This window comes from Paraburkholderia yinzeri, from assembly GCF_046581065.1.
In the GTDB taxonomy this organism is placed as follows: domain Bacteria; phylum Pseudomonadota; class Gammaproteobacteria; order Burkholderiales; family Burkholderiaceae; genus Paraburkholderia.
Genome location: NZ_JBFOCJ010000001.1, coordinates 3,204,772 through 3,227,716, shown reverse-complemented (window position 1 = coordinate 3,227,716; position 22,945 = coordinate 3,204,772). Strand labels below are relative to the sequence as shown.

18 protein-coding genes are annotated in these 22,945 nt (G+C 66.8%); 7 read left to right on the top strand and 11 right to left on the bottom strand.

Going from position 1 to position 22,945, the window contains the following annotated elements:
- Positions 1-397 precede the first annotated feature (397 nt).
- On the top strand, positions 398-3,022 hold the full coding sequence (gene alaS, locus WJ542_RS15340; RefSeq protein WP_411190056.1) for an alanine--tRNA ligase: 2,625 nt from the start codon (positions 398-400) through the stop codon (positions 3,020-3,022).
- Positions 3,023-3,065: 43 nt separating this feature from the next.
- Here alaS and WJ542_RS15335 read toward each other — a convergent pair whose 3' ends face one another.
- On the bottom strand, positions 3,066-4,007 hold the full coding sequence (locus WJ542_RS15335) for a LysR substrate-binding domain-containing protein (protein ID WP_411190055.1): 942 nt from the start codon (positions 4,005-4,007) through the stop codon (positions 3,066-3,068).
- A 108-nt stretch (positions 4,008-4,115) separates the two neighbouring features.
- Here WJ542_RS15335 and WJ542_RS15330 point away from each other — a divergent pair, with 108 nt between their 5' ends.
- The 3 genes from WJ542_RS15330 to WJ542_RS15320 all read left to right on the top strand — a co-directional run bounded on the left by WJ542_RS15330 (position 4,116) and on the right by WJ542_RS15320 (position 6,506).
- The gene (locus WJ542_RS15330) at positions 4,116-5,363 is read left to right on the top strand and encodes a YbfB/YjiJ family MFS transporter (RefSeq protein WP_411190054.1); all 1,248 of its coding nucleotides are present in this window, start codon (positions 4,116-4,118) and stop codon (positions 5,361-5,363) included.
- A gap of 83 nt (positions 5,364-5,446) precedes the next feature.
- The gene (locus tag WJ542_RS15325; protein WP_411190053.1) at positions 5,447-5,977 is read left to right on the top strand and encodes an NUDIX domain-containing protein; all 531 of its coding nucleotides are present in this window, start codon (positions 5,447-5,449) and stop codon (positions 5,975-5,977) included.
- A 61-nt stretch (positions 5,978-6,038) separates the two neighbouring features.
- On the top strand, positions 6,039-6,506 hold the full coding sequence (locus tag WJ542_RS15320) for an acyl-CoA thioesterase (protein WP_411190052.1): 468 nt from the start codon (positions 6,039-6,041) through the stop codon (positions 6,504-6,506).
- Between the two features lie 81 nt (positions 6,507-6,587).
- Here WJ542_RS15320 and WJ542_RS15315 read toward each other — a convergent pair whose 3' ends face one another.
- The 3 genes from WJ542_RS15315 to WJ542_RS15305 form a co-directional block, all read right to left on the bottom strand.
- Positions 6,588-7,481, bottom strand: a complete 894-nt coding sequence (locus tag WJ542_RS15315) for an ATP adenylyltransferase family protein (RefSeq protein WP_411190051.1) — start codon at positions 7,479-7,481, stop codon at positions 6,588-6,590.
- A gap of 6 nt (positions 7,482-7,487) precedes the next feature.
- Complete coding sequence (locus WJ542_RS15310; RefSeq protein WP_411190050.1) at positions 7,488-7,973, bottom strand: adenosine-specific kinase; 486 nt, start codon at positions 7,971-7,973, stop codon at positions 7,488-7,490.
- Between the two features lie 255 nt (positions 7,974-8,228).
- Positions 8,229-9,479: an MFS transporter gene (locus tag WJ542_RS15305; RefSeq protein ID WP_411190049.1), complete on the bottom strand. Its 1,251-nt coding sequence runs from the start codon at positions 9,477-9,479 to the stop codon at positions 8,229-8,231.
- Between the two features lie 366 nt (positions 9,480-9,845).
- On the opposite strand from WJ542_RS15305, the gene WJ542_RS15300 reads away from it, so the two are divergent.
- Positions 9,846-11,519, top strand: coding sequence for a methyl-accepting chemotaxis protein (locus WJ542_RS15300; RefSeq protein ID WP_411190048.1), 1,674 nt, complete (start codon positions 9,846-9,848; stop codon positions 11,517-11,519).
- Between the two features lie 85 nt (positions 11,520-11,604).
- Here the strand turns inward: WJ542_RS15300 and iolB are convergent, their stop codons facing one another.
- The 7 genes from iolB to WJ542_RS15265 all read right to left on the bottom strand — a co-directional run bounded on the left by iolB (position 11,605) and on the right by WJ542_RS15265 (position 20,774).
- On the bottom strand, positions 11,605-12,408 hold the full coding sequence (iolB, locus tag WJ542_RS15295; RefSeq protein WP_411190047.1) for a 5-deoxy-glucuronate isomerase: 804 nt from the start codon (positions 12,406-12,408) through the stop codon (positions 11,605-11,607).
- Complete coding sequence (gene iolE / locus WJ542_RS15290; RefSeq protein WP_411190046.1) at positions 12,405-13,343, bottom strand: myo-inosose-2 dehydratase; 939 nt, start codon at positions 13,341-13,343, stop codon at positions 12,405-12,407. Before iolE ends, iolB begins: the two co-directional genes overlap by 4 nt.
- Positions 13,344-13,352: 9 nt before the next feature.
- On the bottom strand, positions 13,353-15,392 hold the full coding sequence (iolD, locus tag WJ542_RS15285) for a 3D-(3,5/4)-trihydroxycyclohexane-1,2-dione acylhydrolase (decyclizing) (RefSeq protein ID WP_411190045.1): 2,040 nt from the start codon (positions 15,390-15,392) through the stop codon (positions 13,353-13,355).
- A complete protein-coding gene (locus WJ542_RS15280; protein WP_411190044.1) occupies positions 15,389-17,428 on the bottom strand; it encodes a bifunctional 5-dehydro-2-deoxygluconokinase/5-dehydro-2-deoxyphosphogluconate aldolase in 2,040 nt (679 codons plus the stop codon). Before WJ542_RS15280 ends, iolD begins: the two co-directional genes overlap by 4 nt.
- Before the next feature lie 39 nt (positions 17,429-17,467).
- Positions 17,468-18,289 (bottom strand): ATP-binding cassette domain-containing protein, encoded by an 822-nt coding sequence (locus tag WJ542_RS15275; protein ID WP_411190043.1) that lies wholly within the window; start codon positions 18,287-18,289, stop codon positions 17,468-17,470.
- Between the two features lie 13 nt (positions 18,290-18,302).
- On the bottom strand, positions 18,303-19,484 hold the full coding sequence (locus WJ542_RS15270; protein WP_411190042.1) for an ABC transporter permease: 1,182 nt from the start codon (positions 19,482-19,484) through the stop codon (positions 18,303-18,305).
- Between the two features lie 237 nt (positions 19,485-19,721).
- Positions 19,722-20,774, bottom strand: a complete 1,053-nt coding sequence (locus WJ542_RS15265) for a sugar ABC transporter substrate-binding protein (RefSeq protein ID WP_411190041.1) — start codon at positions 20,772-20,774, stop codon at positions 19,722-19,724.
- A gap of 252 nt (positions 20,775-21,026) precedes the next feature.
- On the opposite strand from WJ542_RS15265, the gene WJ542_RS15260 reads away from it, so the two are divergent.
- Positions 21,027-21,917 carry a MurR/RpiR family transcriptional regulator gene (locus tag WJ542_RS15260; RefSeq protein ID WP_411190040.1) on the top strand — a complete coding sequence of 297 codons (891 nt, stop codon included), beginning with the start codon at positions 21,027-21,029 and terminating at the stop codon, positions 21,915-21,917.
- Positions 21,910-22,923 (top strand): inositol 2-dehydrogenase, encoded by a 1,014-nt coding sequence (gene iolG / locus WJ542_RS15255; protein ID WP_411190039.1) that lies wholly within the window; start codon positions 21,910-21,912, stop codon positions 22,921-22,923. Before WJ542_RS15260 ends, iolG begins: the two co-directional genes overlap by 8 nt.
- Positions 22,924-22,945 lie beyond the last annotated feature (22 nt).

Genomic DNA, 22,945 nt, shown 5'->3' with positions numbered 1-22,945 from the left:
TGGCTGGCCGCGAGGCGCGGCGCGTTCACGGCATCTTAAGGGATTCGGACTCCCTATGCCAATTTTCGGTACGTTGTTTCGCCAAGCGGAACTTAGCGATGTTGTGCGGGGGAGTGGAGTACGCGATGTCGCGCCTTCGCACGCCGGACGGAGCGCGCTGCCGCGAGCCTGCTTCGATCCCGTATAATCGACCGATTCCCCAGCGAGCGATGCACGCGCGAACACGCCGTTTTGCGCCGGGTTAGCCGCTGATCGAAACCGCTACGAACCCGGTTCGAACCCAACCGAAACAACCGGAGGCCCTCCGGCCGTCACGTCGGCGCACGACTCGCGCGCGGCGTGCCGCCAGGCAGGCCCGAAGGCCGGGACATACGCACAGGACGCCCGCAAGCACGCCATGAAAGCCGCTGAAATCCGCGAGAAATTCCTCAAGTTCTTTGAATCGAAGGGCCACACCATCGTGCGCTCGTCGAGCCTCGTGCCGGGCAACGACCCCACGCTGCTCTTCACCAATTCCGGCATGGTGCAGTTCAAGGACGTGTTCCTCGGCACCGAATCGCGCCCGTACTCGCGCGCGACCACCGCGCAGCGCAGCGTGCGCGCCGGCGGCAAGCACAACGATCTGGAGAACGTCGGCTATACGGCGCGTCACCACACGTTCTTCGAGATGCTCGGCAACTTCTCATTCGGCGACTACTTCAAGCGCGACGCGATCCACTACTGCTGGGAACTGCTGACGAAGGTCTACAGCCTGCCGGCGGAAAAGCTCACGGTCACCGTCTACCAGGAAGACGACGAGGCGTTCGACATCTGGGCGAAGGAAATCGGCGTGCCGACCGAGCGCATCATCCGCATCGGCGACAACAAGGGTGCGCGCTACGCGTCGGACAACTTCTGGCAGATGGCCGATACCGGCCCCTGCGGTCCGTGTTCTGAAGTGTTCTACGACCACGGCCCGGAAATCTGGGGCGGCCCCCCGGGGTCTCCTGAAGAAGACGGCGACCGCTTCATCGAGATCTGGAATCTCGTGTTCATGCAGTTCAACCGCGACGCCCAGGGCAACATGACGCCGCTGCCCAAGCAGTGCGTCGATACGGGCATGGGGCTGGAGCGTCTCGCGGCCGTGCTGCAGCACGTGCACAGCAACTACGAGATCGACCTGTTCCAGAACCTGATCAAGGCCGCCTCGCGCGAAACGCATACGCCCGATCTCACGAACAATTCGCTGAAGGTCATTGCCGACCACATCCGCGCGTGCTCGTTCCTGATCGTCGACGGCGTGATTCCCGGCAACGAAGGCCGCGGCTATGTGCTGCGCCGCATCGTGCGTCGTGCGATCCGCCACGGCTACAAGCTTGGCCAGAAGAGCGCGTTCTTCCACAAGCTCGTGGCGGACCTCGTCGCGGAAATGGGCGCGGCCTACCCGGAACTGAAGGAAGCAGAGCAGCGCGTGACCGACGTGCTGCGCCAGGAAGAGGAGCGCTTCTTCGAAACCATCGAGCACGGCATGTCGATTCTCGAAGCCGAGCTGGCCGATCTGGAGAAGAAGGGCGGCAAGACGCTCGACGGCGAGCTCGCGTTCAAGCTGCACGACACCTACGGCTTTCCGCTCGACCTCACGGCGGACGTTTGCCGCGAGCGCAACGTGAGCGTCGACGAACCGGCTTTCGACGATGCCATGGCGCGCCAGCGCGAGCAGGCCCGCGCGGCGGGCAAGTTCAAGATGACCCAGGGCCTCGAGTACTCGGGCGCGAAGACCACGTTCCACGGCTACGAAGAGATTGTGTTCGACGACGCGAAGATCGTCGCGCTCTACGTGGACGGTGCATCGGTCAACGAAGTGAAGACCGGTCAGGACGCCGTGGTCGTGCTCGACCACACGCCGTTCTACGCGGAATCGGGCGGCCAGGTGGGCGACCAGGGCGTGATCGCGAACGCGAGCGTGCGCTTCGCGGTGACCGATACGCTCAAGGTCCAGGCCGACGTTTTCGGCCATCACGGCACGCTCGAACAAGGCACGCTGAAGGTGGGCGACGTCGTGAAGGCGGAAATCGACGCGATCCGCCGTGCCCGCACGCAACGCAACCACTCGGCCACGCACCTGATGCACAAGGCGTTGCGCGAAGTGCTCGGCACCCACGTGCAGCAGAAGGGTTCGCTCGTCGACGCCGAGAAGACGCGCTTCGACTTCGCGCACAATGCGCCGATGACGGACGACGAAATCCGCCGCGTGGAGCAGATCGTCAACGCGGAAGTGCTCGCGAACGCGCCCGGCATCGTGCGCGTGATGCCGTTCGACGAAGCGGTGAAGGGCGGCGCGATGGCGCTCTTCGGCGAGAAGTACGGCGACGAAGTGCGCGTGCTCGACCTCGGCTTCTCGCGCGAGCTGTGCGGCGGCACGCACGTGACGCGCAGCGGCGACATCGGCCTCTTCAAGATCGTGATGGAAGGCGGCGTGGCCGCGGGCATCCGTCGCGTGGAAGCGATCACGGGCGACAACGCCGTGCGCTACGTGCAGGAGCTCGACGCGCGCATCAACGCGGCGGCCGCGGCTTTGAAGGCGCAGCCTGCGGAACTCACGCAGCGCATCGCGCAGGTGCAGGACCAGGTCAAGTCGCTCGAAAAGGAACTGGGCGCGCTCAAGTCGAAGCTGGCGTCGAGCCAGGGCGACGAGCTCGTGGGCCAGGCCGTCGAGGTGAACGGCGTGCACGTGCTGGCGGCGACGCTCGAAGGCGCCGATGTCAAGACGCTGCGCGAGACCATGGACAAGCTCAAGGACAAGCTCAAGAGCGCGGCGATCGTGCTGGCGGCGGTGGAGGGCGGCAAGGTGAGCCTGATCGCCGGCGTCACGGCCGAGGCGAGCAAGAAGGTCAAGGCGGGCGAGCTCGTGAACTTCGTCGCCCAGCAGGTGGGCGGCAAGGGCGGCGGTCGTCCCGACATGGCGCAGGCGGGCGGCACCGAGCCGGCCAACCTGCCGGCCGCGCTCGCAGGCGTGAAGGGCTGGGTCGAGGCGAAGCTGTAAGCGCCGATTCGGTCGTCAATTCGTCCGGTCGTTAATTCGTCCGTTAGCGGGTTTGAAGAAGGGCTGTCCGTGAGGGCAGCCCTTTTTGTTGCGCGTCTCCCGCGTCTTGTGCGCCTCCGGCGTTTTCCAGCAGGGCGCCCTTGAGCGCGTCGAGCGCCGGCGAAAAATGTCCGCGCCGCCAGATGAGCAGCGTGTCGATGAGCCCGTGCTTCCCCAGCGGATGCATCGCAATGTCGTCCACGTTGCGCTGCAGTTCCAGCACCGAGCGCGGTGCGACCGCCACGCCTGCGCCTGCCGCCACACAGGCAACGATCGCGTGATACGACCCGAGTTCGAGCACGCGCGTGGGCCGGATGCCGTATTCGAGATACCAGCGCTCGATGTAGCTGCGATAGGCGCAGCCGCGCTCGAACGCGACGAGCGTGGAGAGGGCGACGTCGCCGGGCTGGCGGATCGGCCGGTGGCCGCGCGGGGTCAGTATCACGAGTTCCTCGCGGTAGACCGGCACGTACTCGAACAGCGCGGCGTCGGGCGGGCCGCCGAGCGGCATGGAGATCAGCGCGGCGTCCACCTCGAATTCCCTCAGGCGCTGGGTCAGGTGGCTGGTGGTGCCGGTTTCGAGTTCGAGCGTGACCTCGGGCCAGTCCTGGTGATAGCGCGCGAGCACGCCGGGCAGGCGGCTTGCCGCCGTGCTTTCCATCGTGCCGAGGCGCAGCCGTCCCGAGGGTCGGCCGCTTTTGACCGCGTGGCGCGCTTCGTCGGCGAGCGCGAGCAGGCGCTCGGCGTAGGGCAGCAGCGTTTCGCCCGCGGGCGTCAGGACGAGCCGGCGCCCTTCGCGCGTGAAGAGCTCGGCGCCGAGCTGTTCTTCGAGCTGCTTGATACGCGTCGTGACGTTCGACTGCACCCGGTTGAGCTTCGCCGCCGCGCGCGTCACGCCGTTTTCGTGGACCACCGCCCGAAAAATGGCCAGTGCGGTCAGATCCATGATTCTCTCCTTGGGATGGATTCGCTCATCATAATTCATTTTTCGTGATCGATTGGATGGCTTACGATACGGCAAGGTCGATTTGCGTCTTCCGCGCCTTTTGCCGCCATGAATGATTTCGTCTCCCGTCCCGCCGCTTCTTCTGCCGAGCCGCATGCCCGCTCGCACGGCCCCGATGCCGCGCGCCAGACCGCGCTCGCGTGCATGGTGACGCTCGCGGTGGCGCTGGGCGTCGGCCGTTTCGCGTTCACGCCGCTCCTGCCGCTAATGCTGCACGGAGGCGGACTGGATTTGCGCCACGGCGGCTGGCTGGCGTCGCTCAACTACGCGGGCTATTTTGCGGGTGCGCTCAGTTGCGTGGCGCTGCGCGGCGCGCATGCCACGATCGTCCGCGTGGGGCTGGCCGCGACGGTCCTGCTGACGCTGGCAATGGGGCTCACGCAGCAGTTCTGGATCTGGGCCGTGGTGCGGTTCGTGGCGGGCGCCGTGAGCGCGTGGACCTTCGTGTTCGCCTCGCAATGGGGTCTGCGGCGGCTGGCCGAATTGAGCGCGCCCGAGTGGGGCGGCGTGATCTATACGGGCCCGGGCGTCGGCATCGTCGCGACCGGGCTTGTCGTCAGCGCAGCCGGCGGTCTTGGGGCGCGCGCCGGCTGGATCGGCTTCGGGCTGATCAGCGCGGTGCTCGCCGTGTTCGTGTGGTCCACTTTCGGCGAGGACCGGCGCGCGCCGGCGCCCCGCGCGGCAGGAGCTGCACGCGCCGCGGCCGGGGCAAATGCTCCCGCCGCACCCGATACGAACCGCGCCGACGCCTTCTGGCTCGTCCTGCTCTATGGCGTGCCGGGCTTCGGCTACATCATCACGGCGACCTTTCTGCCCGTGATCGCGCGCCATGCGCTGCCCGGCTCCGTGTGGCCCGACCTGTTCTGGCCGATGTTCGGCGCGGCGCTGATCGTGGGGGCGCTCGCCGGTGCGCGCCTGCCGCTGCATTGGGACAATCGCCTGATGCTCGCGGGCTGCTACGTGTTCCAGGCCGTGGGCATTGCGCTGGGGATCGTCTGGCCGAACGCGGCGGGCTTTTCGTTCGGCAGCGTGCTGATCGGGCTGCCGTTCACGGCCATCACGCTGTTTGCGATGCGCGAAGCCCGCTTGCTGCGCGGCGAGCATGCCGCCGCGCTGATGGGGTATGCTACGGCCGCCTACGGGATCGGCCAGATCGCCGGGCCGCTCGTGGCCGCGCCGCTGGCGGCGGCGACCGGCTCCTTCTCGCCGTCGTTGTGGCTCGCGGCGGCCGCGCTCGTGGCCGGAGCGCTCGGCCTTGTCTGGCGAGCCTGCACGCGCGGCCGGATAGCGCACTAGAATAGTCGCCTTGCGTCCGTCGTGAGCGTGCCCGCCGGGCCGCGCGGCGGCATCGGGCTTGCCTTGCGCATGCCCCCATCGACATGAGCGACTACCAGTACTGTCCCCGCTGTGCCTCGCGTCTCACCGAACGCGCCGATCCCGCCCACGAAGGCGGCCGCGTCCGCCTTGCTTGCCCCGATCTCGTCTGCGGGTACGTGCACTGGAACAATCCGCTGCCCGTTGTCGCCGCGATCGTCGAATACGAGGGCCGCGTGCTGCTCGCGCGCAACGCCGCCTGGCCCGAGGGCATGTTCGCGCTCATCACCGGCTTCCTCGAAAACGGCGAGACGCCCGAAGAGGGCATTGCGCGCGAGGTGTTCGAAGAGACTGCGCTGCGCGCCGAGAGCGTCGAGCTCGTCGGCGTCTACGAGTTCATCCGCAAGAACGAACTCATCATTGCGTATCACGTGAAGGCGACGGGCACGATTGCGCTTTCCCCCGAACTGCTCGAATACCGCCTCGTCGAGCCCGCCAAGCTGCGGCCGTGGCGCGCGGGCACGGGCCAGGCGCTCGGCGAATGGATGCGCCGGCGCGGCCTGCCGTTCGAATTCGTCGAACGGCCCGGGCAGTGATGCGCCTGCCAGCGCGCTTTCCTCGCAACCTTTCCCGTACCGCCTTCCCAGGATCACGCCGATGAACCGACCCGTCACCGTTTCCCGTGCAGGCTATCGCCACTTCCTGCCGATCGGCACACGCTGGATGGACAACGATGTCTACGGCCACGTGAACAACGTCGTTTACTACAGCTATTTCGACACCGTCGTAAACGAGTATCTGATCCGCGCGGGGGCGCTCGACATCGAGCATGGCGCGACGATCGGGCTCGTCGTCGAAACGCAGTGCAACTACTTCGCGCCGCTCGTGTTTCCCGAGCGTGTCGATGCGGGATTGCGCGTGGCGCGTCTTGGCTCATCGAGCGTGCGCTACGAGGTCGGGCTCTTTCGCGAGGGCGAGGAGGCGCCTGCGGCGCAAGGCCATTTCGTGCACGTCTACGTCGATCGCGCGACGCGGCGGCCCGTAAGCGCGCTGCCCGATGCGCTGCGTGCGGCGCTCGAACCGCTTGTCGTGACCGAAGCCGTCGCCGATCCTACGCGCGGCTAAGCAGCGCCGCATTCGCTTGGGTGCGACTGCGACTGCGGTTGCGGTTGCGGGCGCAGGTGTGGGCAAGCGCGAGCCCGCGCTCTAGCGCGCAACGCCCACGCGCGCGAGCGCCGTCATCGGCCCGAGGCTCCTGAGTGCCTGCAATTGCGCCGCGTCGCGCACGAAGAACGAGCCCGCAAAGCCGAGCGCATTGACCGAAATCCCTTCTGCGCGCTCCTCCGAGCGCGGCACGGCCAGCATCCAGCGGCGCGTGACAAGCAGGTTGTACGGCGCGCCCTGGTGCGGCACACCGCCTACGTAGATAACGGGAACGCCCGCCGCGTCGAGCAGTTCGCGATAGCACCCGAGCGCCTCGCGCGCGGCTTCGTCGACGGCGCCGCCGGCAAGGTCGAGACGCGCGAAGGCATGACAGAACGGCAGATCGGGCACGGTTTCGACCGGCAGCGTGTCGTGCACGACGTGCGCGCGGTCGAGCAGCGCCTCCATAGGCACCGGCGGCGCGCTGTCGCCAAGCGGCAACGGCACCACCTGCAGGTGCTTGTGCGGCTGGCTCGCGCCCGCCGCCGTTCCCCCGTTATAGAAGCCGAGGCCGTCGAGCTCGCGCAGCGCCATGACGAGCGCCGCGAAGTCGGCGGCGTCGAGCAGCGCTTCCTGCGGTTCGAAGGCTCGCGTCACGATCAGCAAGTGATGATCGATCACGTTGAACTTGTTGAGCAGTGCGACGTGCGTGGGCGAAAGATCGGCGACGAAGAGGTCGTCGTCGTACGGCAGAAAGGGGTTATGCGGTGCTTGGGTATCCTGCGTTTTTCGTGCCGCGTCCTTGCGTGCGAGATTGGCCGCCACGCGCACGGCGAAGCGCACGCCGTGATCGTCGATCGGTGTGAGCGCGGTTTCGATCGGCAGCAGCGCGCCGCGCTGGAGCGCCAGCGCCGTTTGCCGTTCGAGCGCCGTGTACAGGTCGACGGACGAGCTCATCGGCGCTCAAGCCTTGTAGCCGATCGCGCGCAGCAGGTCCTTGCGCCAGCGCACGTCGTCTTCGGCTTCGATGCCCAGCGGCGGGAAGCCGTCCACCACGCCGACAATGCCGCGCCCCTGGTCCGTTTCCGCAATCAGCACCTGGGTCGGATTGGCCGTCGCGCAGAAAATGCGGCAGACCTCGGGAACCGACTTGATCGCATTGAGCATGTTGACGGGGAAGAAGCCGTCGCCGAGAAAGACGATGAAGCTATGTCCCGCGCCGATGCGCTGCGCGTTGTCCGTCGCCATCTCGACGAGCGTGTCGTCGGTGCCCGAGCGGCGCACGAGCCGCTTGTCCGATGCCTCGCAGAACGCGAGCCCGAAACGGATGCCCGGCACGGCGCCGTAGATCGCCTCGTGCAGGTCTTCGACCGTTTTGATGAAATGCGATTGCCCGAGGACGAAGTTGGTGGCCTCGGGCTTGACGATCTCTACCGTGGACAGTTGCATGGCGGACCTCGCGCGTGGGCGTCACGAAGGGCGGCGGCCCTCGTCGGGACGGGGGCTTCGGATCGGCTTGCGATGCGCAAAGCGCGAATGCCTTGCCGTCAAACCCAGTGTAGTACGTCCCGTGCGCGGCGCCACGCCGGGCAAAACGCGGGCCGAACACAGGCCAGGCGCGGACCCAAGAAAACGGCCGGCGCCCCCAGGGGCATCCGGCCGTTCTGTCTTGCACGCGCGAGGCCCGAGGACCTCGCCTTTCATTCAGGCCGCGGCCTTCTTCGCCCGCTTGCCCTCGACGTCGGGCAGGAACACGGTGAGGATGCCGATCAACGGCAGGAACGAGCAGACCTTGTAGACGAAGCCGATGCTCGTGGCGTCGGCAAGCTGGCCGAGCACGGCCGCGCCGATGCCGCCGAGGCCGAACGCGAAGCCGAAGAAGAGGCCGGCCACCATGCCGACCTTGCCCGGAATCAGCTCCTGCGCATAGACGAGGATGGCCGAGAACGCCGAGGCCAGCACGATGCCGATGATCACCGTCAGCACGCCGGTCCAGAACAGGTTCGCATAGGGCAGCAGCAGCGTGAAGGGCGCCACGCCGAGAATCGAGCCCCAGATCACGTACTTGCGGCCGATGCGGTCGCCCACCGGGCCGCCGATGATCGTGCCCGCGGCAACGGCGGCGAGGAACACGAACAGATGTATCTGCGCGGCCTGTATGGGCAGATGGAAGCGGTCGATCAGATAGAACGTGAAGTAGCTGTTGATGCTCGCGAGGTAGAAGTACTTCGAGAACACGAGCAGCACGAGCACGCCGATGGCGCTCGCCACGCGGGCGCGCGAGAGCGCGACATGCGGCATCTCGGCACGCTTTTTCTTCATGCCCGGATGCGCCTTGTACCAGCGGCCGATCTGCGTGAGCACGAACATGGCGACGAGTGCCGCCACCGAGAACCACGCGATGCTGCGCTGGCCGTGCGGAATGATGATGGCCGCGGCGAGCAGGGGCCCGAGCGACGAGCCCGCATTGCCGCCCACCTGGAAGAGCGACTGCGCAAGGCCATGGCGGCCGCCCGAGGCCATGCGCGCGACGCGGGACGATTCGGGATGGAACACCGAGGAGCCGCAGCCCACCAGTGCCGCCGCCACGAGCAGCACCCCGAAGGTCGGCGCGACCGACATCAGCAGCAGCCCGCACAGCGTGAAGCCCATGCCGACGGGCAGCGAGTACGGCATCGGCCGCTTGTCGGTATAGACGCCTACGAGCGGCTGCAGCATCGACGCCGTGATCTGGTAAGTGAGCGTGATGAGGCCGATCTGCGTGAACGACAGCGAGAAGTTGTCCTTCAGCATCGGATAGATGGCGAGGATCAACGACTGGATCATGTCGTTGAGCAGATGCGAAAAGCTGATCGCGCCGAGCACGGAGTACACGGTGCGCTGGGCGCCGGAGGCGCTCGGCGCAGACGCGGGGGCGGCGCCGGGCAGGGCGCGCTTGTCGAGGCTGGTTTCCATCGTGTCCAAGGGCAGAGAGCTTCATGCGGGAGCCGTACCCCAGTGGGGCGAGAGAGTCGGCGACGGCATGAAAGGAACATGTATATGAGTTATGAGACGCAGTGTAATGTGTCTCGTCTGCACGGTCAGGACATATTTTGTCGAGATTGGGACATTCCCCGCGAGGCGTTTTATTGGCGGTACTTTTTGATCGTGTATAACCCGCCGGTGCGCGTGCCCACGAGGCGCGTCGCTACGGGGCCGGAACGCGAGACCGATACCGGCGCGATGTTAAAGATCGCGCGCGAATTTGCCGTTGACCGGGTTGTGGCGCGCTGTGTCGATCAGTCTGTGCGCGTCCGACAAAACGCTGGAGACCGTCAAAACATGAAAGCTGTATCGCAGGGCAGCCGGCAAGCCGGCTTCGTGCCGCAGGACCCAGGCGCCGCGGGTGCGCCCCAGGCCTCCTCCCGAGCCGCGCGGCAAGGCGGCGGCAAAGCGTTTTCAGTCAAGGCGACATTGCGCACCGCATTTGCCGTGCTGCTGATCGGCACGCTCGCGATGGGCGCGTTTTCGCTCGCGCAGATCAGCCGCCTCAACGGCTCGACGCAGTCGATCTACGAACAGGGCTACGTGGCGAGCCGCGCGGCCGAAGAGGTGCGCGGTCACATGCTGCGCGCGAGCCGCGCCCAGAAGATGCTGCTCACGGCCACCACGGCGAAGGAGCGCGACGAACTGGGCGAGGATATCGATCACGATCTCGCGGCGCTCGGGAGCGAGATGGATCAACTGCAGCAGGATGCGCAGCGCTCGGGCGGCGCGGCGCTCGATCTCCAGAAGAAGCTGGCGGGCGCGAGTTCGACCTGGAGCGGTCATCTGCGCGATTTCGTGACGCTAGTGAAGGCGCAGCCGCTCGACCTTTCGCAGATGGGCTGGCAGGTCGCCACGCAGGACGTCTCGCTGCTCGTCGAAACGGAGAAGCTCGAAAAGCTGGTCGATGAGCTCGTCGAGCAGCGCGGCGCCGCGGCGAAAGAAACGATTTCGGCGGCGGCGTTCATCTTCAAGTCGTCGTTCGTGATGATCGCGGCGGCTACCGTCGCGCTGTTCGTGCTCGCGTTCTTCGTGAGCGAGTGGGTCGTGCGGCGCATCGCACGGCAACTGGGCGGCGATCCCGCGGTGGCGAAGGCAATTGCGAGCCGCATTGCGGCGGGCGATCTCGCTCAGCCCGTAAAGCTCGATGCGCGTGCCGCCTCGAGCATGCTTGGCGCGCTGCGCGACATGCAGCAAGGTCTTTCGGTGACGGTAGCGGAAATCGCCGCGAGCGCCGAGGCGATCGCCTCGGCGTCGAGCGAGATATCGACCGGCAACCTCGACCTCTCGAAACGCACCGAGGACCAGGCGGTCGCGCTCGAACGCACCGCAAGCAGCATGGAGCAGCTCACCTCCACCGTGCGCCTGAACGCCGAGAACGCCGCGCAGGCGAGCACGCTGGCGGGCAACGCGTCGGAAATTGCGGAGAAGGGCGGCGCCGTGGTGGGCCGCGTGGTCTCCACGATGAACGAGATCAACGACAGCGCGAAGAGCATTGCCGACATCATCGGCGTGATCGAGGGCATTGCGTTTCAGACCAACATCCTGGCGCTCAACGCGGCCGTCGAAGCGGCGCGGGCGGGCGAGGAAGGGCGTGGCTTCTCGGTGGTCGCGGGCGAGGTGCGCAATCTCGCGCAGCGTAGCGCCACGGCGGCGAAGGAGATCAAGTCGCTCATCAGCGCCTCGGTGGAGCGCGTGGCGAACGGCTCGACGCTCGCGCAGGATGCCGGCCGCACGATGGACGACGTCGTGAAGGCGGTCAAGCGCGTGAACGACATCATCGGCGAAATTTCCGCGGCGTCGCACGAGCAGCGCGCGGGCATCGAGGAGATCAGCCGTTCGGTCACGCAGATGGACGCCGGCACGCAGCAGAACGCGGCGCTCGTGGAAGAAGCCACGGCCGCCGCCCAGTCGCTCGACGATCAGGCCAAGGCGCTCAAGCGGCTGGTCGGGAAGTTCAGGCTGGCGTGAGGTGCCGTCCCGGCCCGGGGGATGATGCAAAAAGCCGCCCTTGCAGGCGGCTTTTTGCGTTCAGGGGCACTACGCTTGCTTCGGATTAGTTGGCATCCCGCTCGATGATCCATTCGTGAGCAGGATCGTTGTGGAAGTGCCACTCGCGGCGCGGTCCGGCCATGACATTCAGATAGTACGAGTCGTAGCCGTACGGCACGGTGACCGGATGATAGCCGCGCGGCACCATCACCACGTCGTGATCCTCCACGGCCATGGTTTCGTCGAGGTCGCGTGCATCGGTGTAGACGCGCTGGTACGCGAAACCCTGCGGCGGGTTCAGCCGGTGATAGTAGGTCTCTTCCAGCGCGCTTTCCTGCGGCAGGCGATCGGCGTCGTGCTTGTGCGGCGGATAGCTCGACGAATGCCCGGTGGGCGTGCGCACTTCCACCACGAGCAGCGATTCCGCGGGTTCGGTCTGCGGGAGGATGTCGCAGACGTAGCGCGTATTGAGGCCCTTGCCGCGCGTCGAACGCTTCATCTGGGCAGGCTCGATGAGACGCAGGGGCAGCGTGCCTTGCGCCGGCGCGCTCGCCACGCCCACCTCTGCCGCGCGCGTGGCGCGCACGGTCGCCTTCACGCCGGGCGGCACATAGAGCGCGTAGGGCGCGGCGTCCTCGAACACGCTGTCGCGCGAGCCGAGGCTCGACCAGCGCTCGCCGCCCGCTTCGATATCCACGGTGCCCGTGAGCACGACGATGCAGCTTTCGCGGTCTTTTTCGTACACATAGACCACGTCGCCCTCGGCGAGCCGATGCGCGGCGAAGCCCACATAGCGCCAGCCCGCGCTGGCGGGCGTGACGCGCGCGATGGTCAGGCCTTCGCGCGCGGCCTTCACGAGCAGACTCATGCTGCCTCCTTGGATACGGTCCGGTTTGCCGATTGCGGCGACAGCGGCGGCGCGTCGGCGAGTTCGCGCAGCGTGCGGTAGCCCTTCTGCGCGTAGGCATACGACGGCGCGATCACGGGATCCTGCTCGGCCTCCACCACGAGCCAGCCGCGATAGCCGTGGCGCTTGAGGCGGTCGATGACCGTCGGGAAGTCGACGGCGCCGTCGCCGGGCACCGTGAAGGCACCCGCGAGCACCGCGTCGAGAAAGCTCCAGTTGCGGTTGCGCGCGAGCTTGATCACGGCGGGGCGCACGTCCTTGCAGTGCACGTGGCACACGCGCGCGATGTGCTTGTCGAGCTCGGCGACGGGATCGCCGCCCGCGAACGTCATGTGTCCCGCGTCGAACAGCAGGCCTACCGCGTCGCTCGTGCGCGCCATCAGCTTGTCCACGTCGGCGGGCGTTTCGACATAAGCGCCCATGTGATGGTGATAGGCGAGCCGCACGCCTCGCGAGAGCGTGTGCTGCGCGAAGGCGTCCACGCGCGCGGCGTAGGCATCCCATTGCGCGTCGCTGAAGAAGCGCGGCCGCTGGTACAGCGGGCGCGGCGCGCCCTGGATCGAGTCGGCGACTTCGCCGTAGACCATGACCGTTGCGCCGTTTTGCGCGAGCAGGTCGAGATGCTTGTCCACGGCGGCGATCTCTTCCTCCACGCTGCGGCGCGCCAGCATGCCCGAGTACCAGCCCGACACGAGCGAAAGGTCGTACTGGGCGAGCAGGGCCTTCAGGGCCTGCGGCTCGCGCGGAAACTTGTTGCCGAGCTCGAAGCCTTCGTAGCCGATCTCGCGGCCTTCGGTCAGCGCGACTTCGAGCGGCGTCTCGCCGCCCAGCGACGGGAGGTCGTCGTTCATCCACGAAAGCGGATTGATGCCGATGCGTATTTCAAATGCGCTCATATGCGTTCCTCAGGCTTGATCGTCAGCGCGCGGCGCGGGTGCGTCGGCGCCATCGGCGTCGGCCGGTGCGGCCGCGGGCGCCGTGTCTTCCGGCTGCGCGGCGGGTTCCTCGCCGCGGCTGCGCGAGGCCAGGCGTTCGTCGTAGTGTTCGCGCGCTTCGCGCACCGCCGCGCGCGCCGAGACCTCGGGCACGGCCACTTCCCACCACCAGCCGCCGTCCGCGGTCGTGCGCGCGGGATCGGTGTCGATGCTGATGAGGTAGGTGCGTGCCGAGGCGCGCGCACGCTGCATGGCGGCCTCCAGCTCGGCGACGTTCGCGACGTGCTCCGCCTGGGCGCCCAGCGAGCGCGCATGCGAAGCGAAGTCGATGCGCGGCGCACCGAGCGGGCCCTGCGCGCAGTCGTCGAACAGGTTGTTGAACGGGGCGCCGCCGCAGGCTTGCTGCAGCCGGTTGATGCAGCCATAGCCGCGGTTGTCGAGCACGACGATGATGAGCTTCGCGCCGAGCATCACCGAGGTGGCGATCTCGCTGTTCATCATCAGGTAGCTGCCGTCGCCTACCATCACGATCACTTCGCGGTCGGGACGCGCGAGCTTCGCGCCGAGGCCCCCCGCGATTTCGTAGCCCATGCACGAGTAGCCGTACTCGACGTGATAGGCGCCGGGCCGGCCCGCGCGCCAGAGCTTGTGCAGTTCGGCCGGCAGCGTGCCCGCCGCGCAGACGACGATGTCTTCGGCGGGCGAGCGGCTCGACGAGCGCTGCACCGCGCCGATCACGTCGGCGTCGTAGGGAAGGGAGTTGCGTGCCTGCGGGGCATGCGTGAGACCTTCGACGCGCTCGCGCCATTCGCTCGCGAGGCTCAGGGCTCTGGCGGTCCAGCCGGCGTCGGCGCGCCACTCGCCAAGCTCTTCGCCGAGCGCGGCGAGCGCGAGCTTCGCGTCGGCCTGCACGGTCCATGCGTTGTGCTTGATCGCGTCAAAGCCGTTGGCGTTCAGGCTGATGACGTGCGCGTGCTGGAACAGCGAATTCGAGCCCGTCGTGAAGTCCTGCAGCCGCGTGCCGACGGCGAGGATGCAGTCGGCCTCATGCGCGAGCGCGTTGGCGCCGGGCGAGCCCGTCACGCCGAGCGCGCCGACGTTGAGCGGATCGTCCCACGCGAGCGCGCCCTTGCCGGCCTGCGTTTCGGCGACCGGAATGCCGCGTGCCGCCGCGAGCGCCTGCAGCGTTTCCGAGGCGCGCGAGTACAGCACGCCGCCGCCCGCCACGATCAGCGGACGCTTCGCGCGCGAGAGCTGGTCGAGCGCGCTGTCGATCTCGGCCTGCACCGGAGCGGGTGCGTGAAAGCTCACGAGGCGCGGCGTGAAGAAGCTTACCGGGTAGTCCCACGCGGTGGCCTGCACATCTTGCGGCAGCGCGAGCGTGACGGGGCCGCACAGCGCCGCGTCGGTCAGCACGCGCATGGCGCGCGGCAGCGCGCTGAGCAGTTGCGCCGGATGCACGATGCGGTCGAAGTAGCGCGAGACCGGCTTGAGCGCGTCGTTGGCCGAGAGGCCGCCGTCGTGCAGGTCCTCGATCTGCTGCAGCACCGGGTCGGGCTCGCGCGAAACGAAGATGTCGCCGGGCAGGAGCAGCAGGGGCAGGCGATTCACGTGCGCGAGCGCCGCGGCGGTGACGAGGTTCGTCGCGCCGGGGCCGATCGACGTGGTCACGGCCATCATGCGGCGGCGAAAATGCGCCTTCGCGTAGGCGATCGCGCTGTGCGCCATCGCCTGCTCGTTGTGCGCGCGCAGCGTGGGCAGTTCGTGGCGCCACTGATAGAGCGCCTCGCCGAGGCCGGCCACGTTGCCGTGGCCGAAGATCGCGAAGACGCCGCCAAAGAGCGGCTCGGTGCGGCCCGAGCCGTCCTCGCAAGCCACGCGCTGCGCGGCCAGGTAGCGCACCAGCGCCTGGGCGGCCGTGAGACGCACGGTCGGACCGTGCGCGGCCTGTTGGGCGCCCGGGTGAGCCGGGTGGCTTTCCGTCGCGGCGGGAGCGATGCGCTGGTTCATGCTGCTTTCTCCTCGCGGGTGAGCGTCGCGGCATCGGCGGCGGATTGCGGTTTCGCGCGCGAGGCGCGCCAGGCGGCGATCAGTGTTTCGAACGTGCGGCGCACGCGCGCGATGACTTCATCGTCGCCGATTTCGCCCGCGAGCCAAGCGAGGCTCGGTTCGTAGAAGATCGTGCGGCCCACCGTGAAGCCGCGGCAGGCGGCCGACTGTGCCGCCAGGCGGAAGCCTTCTTCAAGCTGCTCGACCGGTGCCGAGAGTCCGAGCAGCACGACGCCGCAGCAATACGGGTCGCGCTCCGTAATCAGTGCATCGATGGCGCGCCACTGTTCGGCGTCCGTCGGCTCGAGCTTCCACCACTCGGGGTAGAGGCCGATGTTGTAGAGGCGCTTGAGTGCGCGGTAGACCGTATCGGGCGCGTTCGGCACGCCGTCGCGCTTCGGCGGAATCACTTCGAGCAGCAGTTCGTGGCCGCTGGCCTGCACGGCGTCGTAGAGCGCGCGCAGTTGGGACTCCTGCTCGATGCGCTGCTCGACGGGATCGTCGGGATGGTATTGCACGAGACACTTCACCGTGTGTCCGATGGGCCAGGACGCCAGGGTCGTGCCGATCGAGCGGCCGTGATCGAACACGAGCGGCACCGAGCCGGGCAGCTCGACGGGACGGCCGATCCACCAGCCGCGTCCGGTGGCCGCGTTCAGCGCGTCCTGGCCGTAGCGGTCGTCGATCAGGACGCCGATGCGACCCTGCAGGCCAAGCGCCTGCTCGGTTTGAGCGACGGCTTCGACGAAGAGGTTCTTGAGCTGCGAAACGCGGGATTCGTCGGCGCCCGTTTGCTGCGCGAGGTCGAAGAACTGGTTGCGATGGTCGAAGGCGAAGCCCAGCACTTCGTCGTGCTGAACGCGTGCCGGCGTCACCCGGTGCAGGCGTGCAAGCGTCGCGTCGCGGTCGGGGCGGCGCATGCGTACGGGGTCGGCGGCGGCTTCGCTCAGGAAATAGTCGAGTTCCGCGGGCGTCGGCATGGCGGGCGCGCAGCCGTGGCGCGACACCACCAGCGCGCCGCATGCGTTTGCGGTGCGCGCGCAGTCTTCGAGCGACGCATCGCGCAGCCATCCCGAGAGAAAGCCCGAGGCGAACGCGTCGCCCGCGCCCAGCACGTTGAGCACTTCGACTTCCACGCCGCGCTGCATCGGCACCGAGTCGAGCGAGGCGGGCACGGGGCCCTCGATGATCTGGCAGCCGAGCGGCCCGCGCTTGACGAGCAGCGTGGCGCCGGTGACTTCGCGCACGCACGCGAGGGCTTCGGCCAGCGACTCCTTGCCGCCGGCAATGCGGAACTCTTCTTCCGTGCCGATCACGAGGTCGAAGAGCGGCAGAATACGCTGCAGGTGTGCCGACACGCCTTCGCTCGCGACAAAGCGCGTCTCGCCGTCGGCCTTGCCGGTGAGGCCCCATAGCACCGGGCGATAGTCGATGTCGAGCACTGTGCGCACGTTGTTGCGGCGCGCGTAGTCGAGCGCCGTGAGGCTCGTGCGGTTCACCTGCTCGGTGGAGAAGTGCGTGCCCGTGATGAGGAGCGCTTTCGACGAGGCAATGAACGCTTCGTCGAAGTCCTGCGCATCGACGGCCATGTCGGCGCAATTCTCGCGGTAGAAGATGAGCGGAAACGTGTCGCGGTCTTTCAGGCCGAGCAGCACGAGCGCGGTCAGGCGCTCGTGGTCCACGCGCACGTGGCTCGTGTCGCAGCCTTCCTTCGCGAGCGTTTCGACGAGAAAGCGGCCCATGTGATCGTCGCCGACACGCGTGAGCATGGCCGACTGGAGTCCTAGCCGCGCGCAGCCGAACGCGATGTTCGCCGACGATCCGCCCAGGTACTTCGAGAAGGTCGAGACATCTTCGAGCCGCGCGCCAACCTGCTGCGCGTAGAGATCCGCGCCAAGACGCCCGAGGCAGACGATGTCGCGCGTCTTGCCGGGCGCGAAGCGGCTCGCCGCGTCGGTGGCTGCGGCGGACGAGGCGGGGGAACGGGTGAGTGCCATAGGTATTCCTGTTGAATTCGATGCCGTCGTACCGCGCGCTCAGATGGTCGCGCCGTCGAGCTCGGCGATCATCTTCTGCATCTCCGCGCCGCCCGCCATCATGTCCAGCACTTCGTTCTTGCTGATCGTGTCTTTCGTGTAGGTACCGAGCGAGCGGCCGCGATTGAGCAGCGTGAACGAATCGCCGATGGGGTAGGCGTGGTGCACGTTGTGCGTGATGAAAATGACCGAGATGCCCTTGGCGCGCGCGGTATGGATCAGTTTGAGCACGTTGAAGCTCTGCTTGACGCCGAGCGCGGCAGTGGGTTCGTCGAGGATCAGCACGCGTGCGCCGAAGTGGATGGCGCGCGCGATCGCGAGACACTGGCGTTCGCCGCCCGACATCGTGCCGATCGCCTGGTGCGGGTCGCGCACGTTGATGCCCATCTCGGCGAGGCGATCCTTCGCGATCGTCGCGCTCGAATCGAGGTCCATCACGTTGAGGAGGCCGAAGAGTTTCTTCTGCGGTTCGCGGCCCATGAAGAAGTTGCGCGCGACGGAAAGCAGCGGCACGAGCGCCAGATCCTGGTAGACGGTCGCGATGCCGAGATCGAGCGCCTCTTTGGGCGACTCGAACTGCACGGGCTTGCCGTCCACGAAGTACTGGCCGGTGGTGGGCTGGTGCACGCCCGCGAGCGTCTTGATGAGCGTGGACTTGCCGGCGCCGTTGTCGCCCAGCAGGCAGTGCACCTCGCCGCGTTTCAGGCGCAGCGTGACGCCGTTGAGCGCGATGACCTTGCCGAAGTACTTGCTGACGTTTTCGAGCGCGAGGATCGTGTCGGCGTTGTTTGCCGCGCTGCTTGCGGTAGTGGTTTCGGACATGGAAGCCTCCGGATTACGACTGCGCGACGCGACGGCGCACGTAGTGGTTGAACAGCACGGCCATGAGCAGCATGAGGCCGAGGAACACGCGGAACCAGTCCGAATCGATGTTCGTATAGGTGATGCCGATCTGCACGACACCGAAGATCAGTGCACCGAACGCGGAGCCAACCACCGAACCGTAGCCGCCCGTGAGCAGCGTGCCGCCGATCACCGCGGCGATGATCGCTTCGAACTCCTTCTGCAGGCCGCGGTCGGCGGCGGCGGAGCCGATGTCGCACACCTGGAGCACAGCAAAGAGGCACGAGCAGAACGCGGTCAGCATGAAGAGCGAGATCTTGATGCGCTTGACGGGGACGCCGACGTTCTTCGCGGCGTTGGCGTCGCCGCCCACGGCGAGGATCCAGTTGCCGTAGCGCGTTTTTGCGAGCACGAACGCGCCGACGATCGTAAGTGCGAACCACCAGAGAATGACCTTCGGGATGCCCGGCACGAGCGGCTGGCCGTTGTCGAGCATCTTGCCGATGCCCATGTGGGCGAGGGCGATGAAGAGACCCTTGAACGCCGTGCCGTGAAAGAGGAAGTTGCTGAGCGCGTCGGCTTTGGCGACGTCGCCCACGCCCGAGACGATCGTGCGGTCGGCGAACATGATCGAGAGCGCGAGCGTGAGGCCACGCAGGATGAACATGAAGGCGAGCGTCACGATGAACGAGGGCAGCCGCGTGCGCATGACGAGGTAGCCGTTGAGCGCGCCGATCGCGGTGCAGCCCGCGAAGGCGAACAGAATGGAGAGCGCGATTGGCCAGTGGAAGTACATGGTCGGGATGGCGACCATCATTCCGGCGAAGCCGATCATCGAGCCGATGGAAAGGTCGAACTCGCCGGCGATCATGAGCAGGCACGCGCCGACCGAGAGGATGCCGAGGTAGGCCGCGACCTGCGACCAGTTCATGATGCCGTCGAGGTCGAACATGCCCGAGCCGCCGGCGCCGATGGCGAACACGGCGAATACGAGCACGGTGCCGGAAATCGCGGCGAATTCCGGCCTGCCGAGCAGGTGGCCGAAGCGCGATTCGCGGCGCACGCGCTCATCCGCCGAGCCTCCTGTCCCTGCCGGTCCCGGGGGCGTGGCGTCGGAGTTTTGCGCGCCACCGTCCGGTGCATGCGAGGGGAAGTGTTTGCCGGCTACACCCATGATGTCTCCTTTGTCGACCGGAGTTAGCGCTTTAGCACCGGCTCAGGTCCCATGCAGTTGCTGATGCCCGGTACGCCACCTCATGCATGATGCAGTGAGGCGGAACATGGTGGCGACGTACCGGTGAAGAGCGCGCGGCGCGGTGAGCGAAGGGCGAAACGGGACTCGCGAGGGGCGAACCGTCGCCGCGCGGGGCTGACGAAAAACTGCTCTGCTACTACGCTACGACTGGACGGATCAGCGGTACTGGCCCGCGTACTTGACGACCTTGTCGATGTTCTCCTTCGTGATGAAGCCCGGACCCGAGCGGATGTTGCGCGGGCCGTACGACGGCTGCAGCCCGTAAGTCTCGAGGCGCTGCTGGAACTTCGGATTCGACTGCAGGATCTGGCGGATCTTCGCGGGATCGGTCGTGTGATCCTTGTGCACGATCGCAAGCACGGCGACGGCGATATAACCTTGCAGGTACGGTTGCTGGTCGATCGCGAACTTGATCGTGCCGTCGCGAATGCCCTTGGCGATGTCGTCGGAGAAGTCGAAGGTGGCGAAGTAGATCTTGCCTGCGAGGCCCATCTGCTGCACGGCCTTGATCGTGCCCACCGCCGACACCGGGCCGAGCGTGAGGATCGCGCCCGTGTCCGGATGGTTGCGCAGGTAGGCGCTAACCTTCGACTGGATTTCGACCGGGTCCTGGCCCGAATCGATCGTGGAGCTCTTGTAGTCCACGCCGAGCGCGTCGGCAAAACCGCGGCAGCGCTCGAACGACAGCGGGTTCGTCGCGTAGTGGTTCACGCAGAGGAACGACTTCACGCCCGCGGCCTTGGCCTTTTCGCCGGCGGCGTGGCCTGCCACGTACTCCGGCTGGCCGATATGCATGACGGCGCCAAGCTGGGCGCTTTGTTCCTCGGTGCCGGAGTTGATCGTCACGAGCGGGATATGCTTTTCCGTGACCTTGGAGATGGAGCTCTTCAGCACGTCGTAGTCGGCAATCGTGACGATCACGCCGTCGTAGTTGCGCGCGGCGGCCTGTTCGATCAGGCGCGACATGTCGGCGATGTCGCCATTGGGGGGATTGCGGTAGTCGGTCTCGACGTTCCAGTCTTCGTCGGCCTGCTTGATCGCATTCTTGATGGTGTTCCACCAGGAATCCGAATCGGGCGCGTGGCTGATCAGCACGAAGTGCGCGTCCGCGGCCTGCGCCGCCGGCATGGCCAGCGTGCTCACTCCTGCGGCGAGCAGCAGCGTCGCCGCGACCCGCGCAAGCATTGCCTTGCCCTTGCGTTGTGTCATTGTCTCCACCTTTCTCGGTCTGTCATTTTTGGGATGAGCGGGGCGGCTTGGGGGCGTCCCTGTCGTCTCGCTCATGAACAAGATTAGGCGATCGGCGCGCCAGATGCAACAGAAATTTCATCGTAAATAAAAATAGAAAATCTGTTCCATTTGAGCGGGGACCTTCCTATAATCGGCATCGTCGGTATGCCCTGAAAGCCGCGCCTGGCAAGGGTTTTGCGGCACTGCGGCATAACGCGAAGGAAAAAGATCATGGCGGACGAGACAAGCGACGTTGCATCGGGCGTCGACGAATTGATGCAGCGCGTCGCGCACGACTACGAGGCGCTGCCGCGGCAGTTGAAGAGCGTCGCGACCTATATCGAGCAGAACCGCGCGAGCGTGATGATGGACCGCACGAGCGACATCGCGGCCAGTTGCGGCGTGCACCCCTCGGCCGTGGTGCGCTTTGCGCAGCGCTTCGGCTTTTCGGGCTTTTCGGACCTGCAGGCCGTGTTCCGCCAGGCCTACGCGGGGCAGGGCGCCTCGGCGACGAGCTATCAGCAGCGCATTCGCCAACTGATCGACGAGAAGGAAGGCAAGGCGAGCCCGGACCTGGGCGGCGCGGTGGCGCGCGAGTTCATCGGCGCCTGCCGCAGCGGTCTCGACGAGCTCGACGCCGGCCTCGACGACGCGCAGTTCGACGAGGCCGTGAAGATGCTGGAGCAGGCCGACAACATCTACGTGATCGGCGTGCGGCGCTCGTTTCCGGTGGCGAGCTACATCGTCTATGCGCTGCAGCATACGAGAAAGCGCGTGCATCTCGTCTCGGGCCTCGGCGGCATGTATCACGAGCAGATTCGCAGTGTGAAGAAGGGCGACGTGGTCATCGCGATCAGTTTCGCGCCCTACGGCAAGGAGACGCAGTACTGCCTGCGCGTCGCGCAGCAGCATCACGCGAAAACGCTCGTCATTACGGATAGCCAACTTTCTCCGCTCGCACGCCATGCGAACGCCCAGCTTTACGTGAAGGAGGGGAGCGCATTCGCGTTCCGCTCGCTCACGAGCACTTTCTGCCTGTGCCAGGCGCTGTTCATCGCGCTTGCGTACCGGCTCGAACTGAACGTCGAAGAGTCGACGGACCATGGAGGATACGATGACTGAAGCAGCAGGCAAGACGCTGAACGTTGCGGTGTTCGGCGCGGGCCGCATCGGGCGCATACATGCGGGCAATCTCGCGCGCCAGCCCGGCGTGCGCCTGAAGTACGTGATCGACGTGAATCGCGACGCCGCCGCCGCGCTCGCCGCGCAGCATGGTGCCGAGGTGGCCGGCGTGGACGACGCCTTCGGCGACGCATCGATCGACGCCACCGTGATCTGTTCGAGTACCGATACGCACTCCGGACTGATACTCAAGTCGGCGGCGGCGGGCAAGCACATCTTCTGCGAAAAGCCGGTCGATCTCGCTATCGAGCGTGCGCGCGCGTGCGCCGAGGCCGTCGAGCGCGCGGGCGTGGTGGCCATGATCGGTTTCCAGCGCCGCTACGATCCCACCTTCGCGGCGCTCAAGGCGCGCCTCGACGCGGGCGAGATCGGCACGCCGGAAATGCTCGTGGTGACGAGCCGCGATCCGGGCGCGCCGCCCGTCGACTACATCAAGCACTCGGGCGGCATTTTCAAGGACATGCTGATCCACGACTTCGACATCTTCCGCTGGATCCTGGGCGACGAAGCCGACACGGTGCACGCGACCGGCAGTTGCCTCACCGACTCGGCGATTGCCGAGGCCGGCGACATCGACTCGACGGCGGTGACGATCCGCACGAAGCGCGGCCGTCTTTGCCAGATCAACACGTCGCGGCGCGCGGCGTACGGCTACGACCAGCGCTTCGAGATTCTCGGCAGCGAGGGCATGCTCCAGGCGGGCAACATGAAGCCCACGGAAGTGGTGGCGTGGTCGAAGACGGCCGTGGCGCAGGACGTGCCCGAGGCCTTCTTCCTCGAACGTTACCGCGCGGCCTATGCGAGCGAGATGGCGCATTTTTACGAGGCGGTCACGAAGGGCACGCCGGTACGCACGACGGTGGCGGATGGACTGAAGGCGCTCGAACTCGCGGAGGCGGCCTCGCAGTCGTGGCGCGAAGGGCGTGTGGTGAAGGTCGGCGCATAACGGACGGAGGCGCAGGATGCAG

Excerpts from the sequence above, each read along its gene's own strand:
- alaS (WP_411190056.1), top strand. The coding sequence starts at position 398 with ATGAAAGCCGCTGAAATCCGCGAGAAATTCCTCAAGTTCTTTGAATCG.
- WJ542_RS15335 (WP_411190055.1), bottom strand. The coding sequence starts at position 4,007 with ATGGATCTGACCGCACTGGCCATTTTTCGGGCGGTGGTCCACGAAAAC.
- WJ542_RS15330 (WP_411190054.1), top strand. The coding sequence starts at position 4,116 with ATGAATGATTTCGTCTCCCGTCCCGCCGCTTCTTCTGCCGAGCCGCAT.
- WJ542_RS15325 (WP_411190053.1), top strand. The coding sequence starts at position 5,447 with ATGAGCGACTACCAGTACTGTCCCCGCTGTGCCTCGCGTCTCACCGAA.
- WJ542_RS15320 (WP_411190052.1), top strand. The coding sequence starts at position 6,039 with ATGAACCGACCCGTCACCGTTTCCCGTGCAGGCTATCGCCACTTCCTG.
- WJ542_RS15315 (WP_411190051.1), bottom strand. The coding sequence starts at position 7,481 with ATGAGCTCGTCCGTCGACCTGTACACGGCGCTCGAACGGCAAACGGCG.
- WJ542_RS15310 (WP_411190050.1), bottom strand. The coding sequence starts at position 7,973 with ATGCAACTGTCCACGGTAGAGATCGTCAAGCCCGAGGCCACCAACTTC.
- WJ542_RS15305 (WP_411190049.1), bottom strand. The coding sequence starts at position 9,479 with ATGGAAACCAGCCTCGACAAGCGCGCCCTGCCCGGCGCCGCCCCCGCG.
- WJ542_RS15300 (WP_411190048.1), top strand. The coding sequence starts at position 9,846 with ATGAAAGCTGTATCGCAGGGCAGCCGGCAAGCCGGCTTCGTGCCGCAG.
- iolB (WP_411190047.1), bottom strand. The coding sequence starts at position 12,408 with ATGAGTCTGCTCGTGAAGGCCGCGCGCGAAGGCCTGACCATCGCGCGC.
- iolE (WP_411190046.1), bottom strand. The coding sequence starts at position 13,343 with ATGAGCGCATTTGAAATACGCATCGGCATCAATCCGCTTTCGTGGATG.
- iolD (WP_411190045.1), bottom strand. The coding sequence starts at position 15,392 with ATGAACCAGCGCATCGCTCCCGCCGCGACGGAAAGCCACCCGGCTCAC.
- WJ542_RS15280 (WP_411190044.1), bottom strand. The coding sequence starts at position 17,428 with ATGGCACTCACCCGTTCCCCCGCCTCGTCCGCCGCAGCCACCGACGCG.
- WJ542_RS15275 (WP_411190043.1), bottom strand. The coding sequence starts at position 18,289 with ATGTCCGAAACCACTACCGCAAGCAGCGCGGCAAACAACGCCGACACG.
- WJ542_RS15270 (WP_411190042.1), bottom strand. The coding sequence starts at position 19,484 with ATGGGTGTAGCCGGCAAACACTTCCCCTCGCATGCACCGGACGGTGGC.
- WJ542_RS15265 (WP_411190041.1), bottom strand. The coding sequence starts at position 20,774 with ATGACACAACGCAAGGGCAAGGCAATGCTTGCGCGGGTCGCGGCGACG.
- WJ542_RS15260 (WP_411190040.1), top strand. The coding sequence starts at position 21,027 with ATGGCGGACGAGACAAGCGACGTTGCATCGGGCGTCGACGAATTGATG.
- iolG (WP_411190039.1), top strand. The coding sequence starts at position 21,910 with ATGACTGAAGCAGCAGGCAAGACGCTGAACGTTGCGGTGTTCGGCGCG.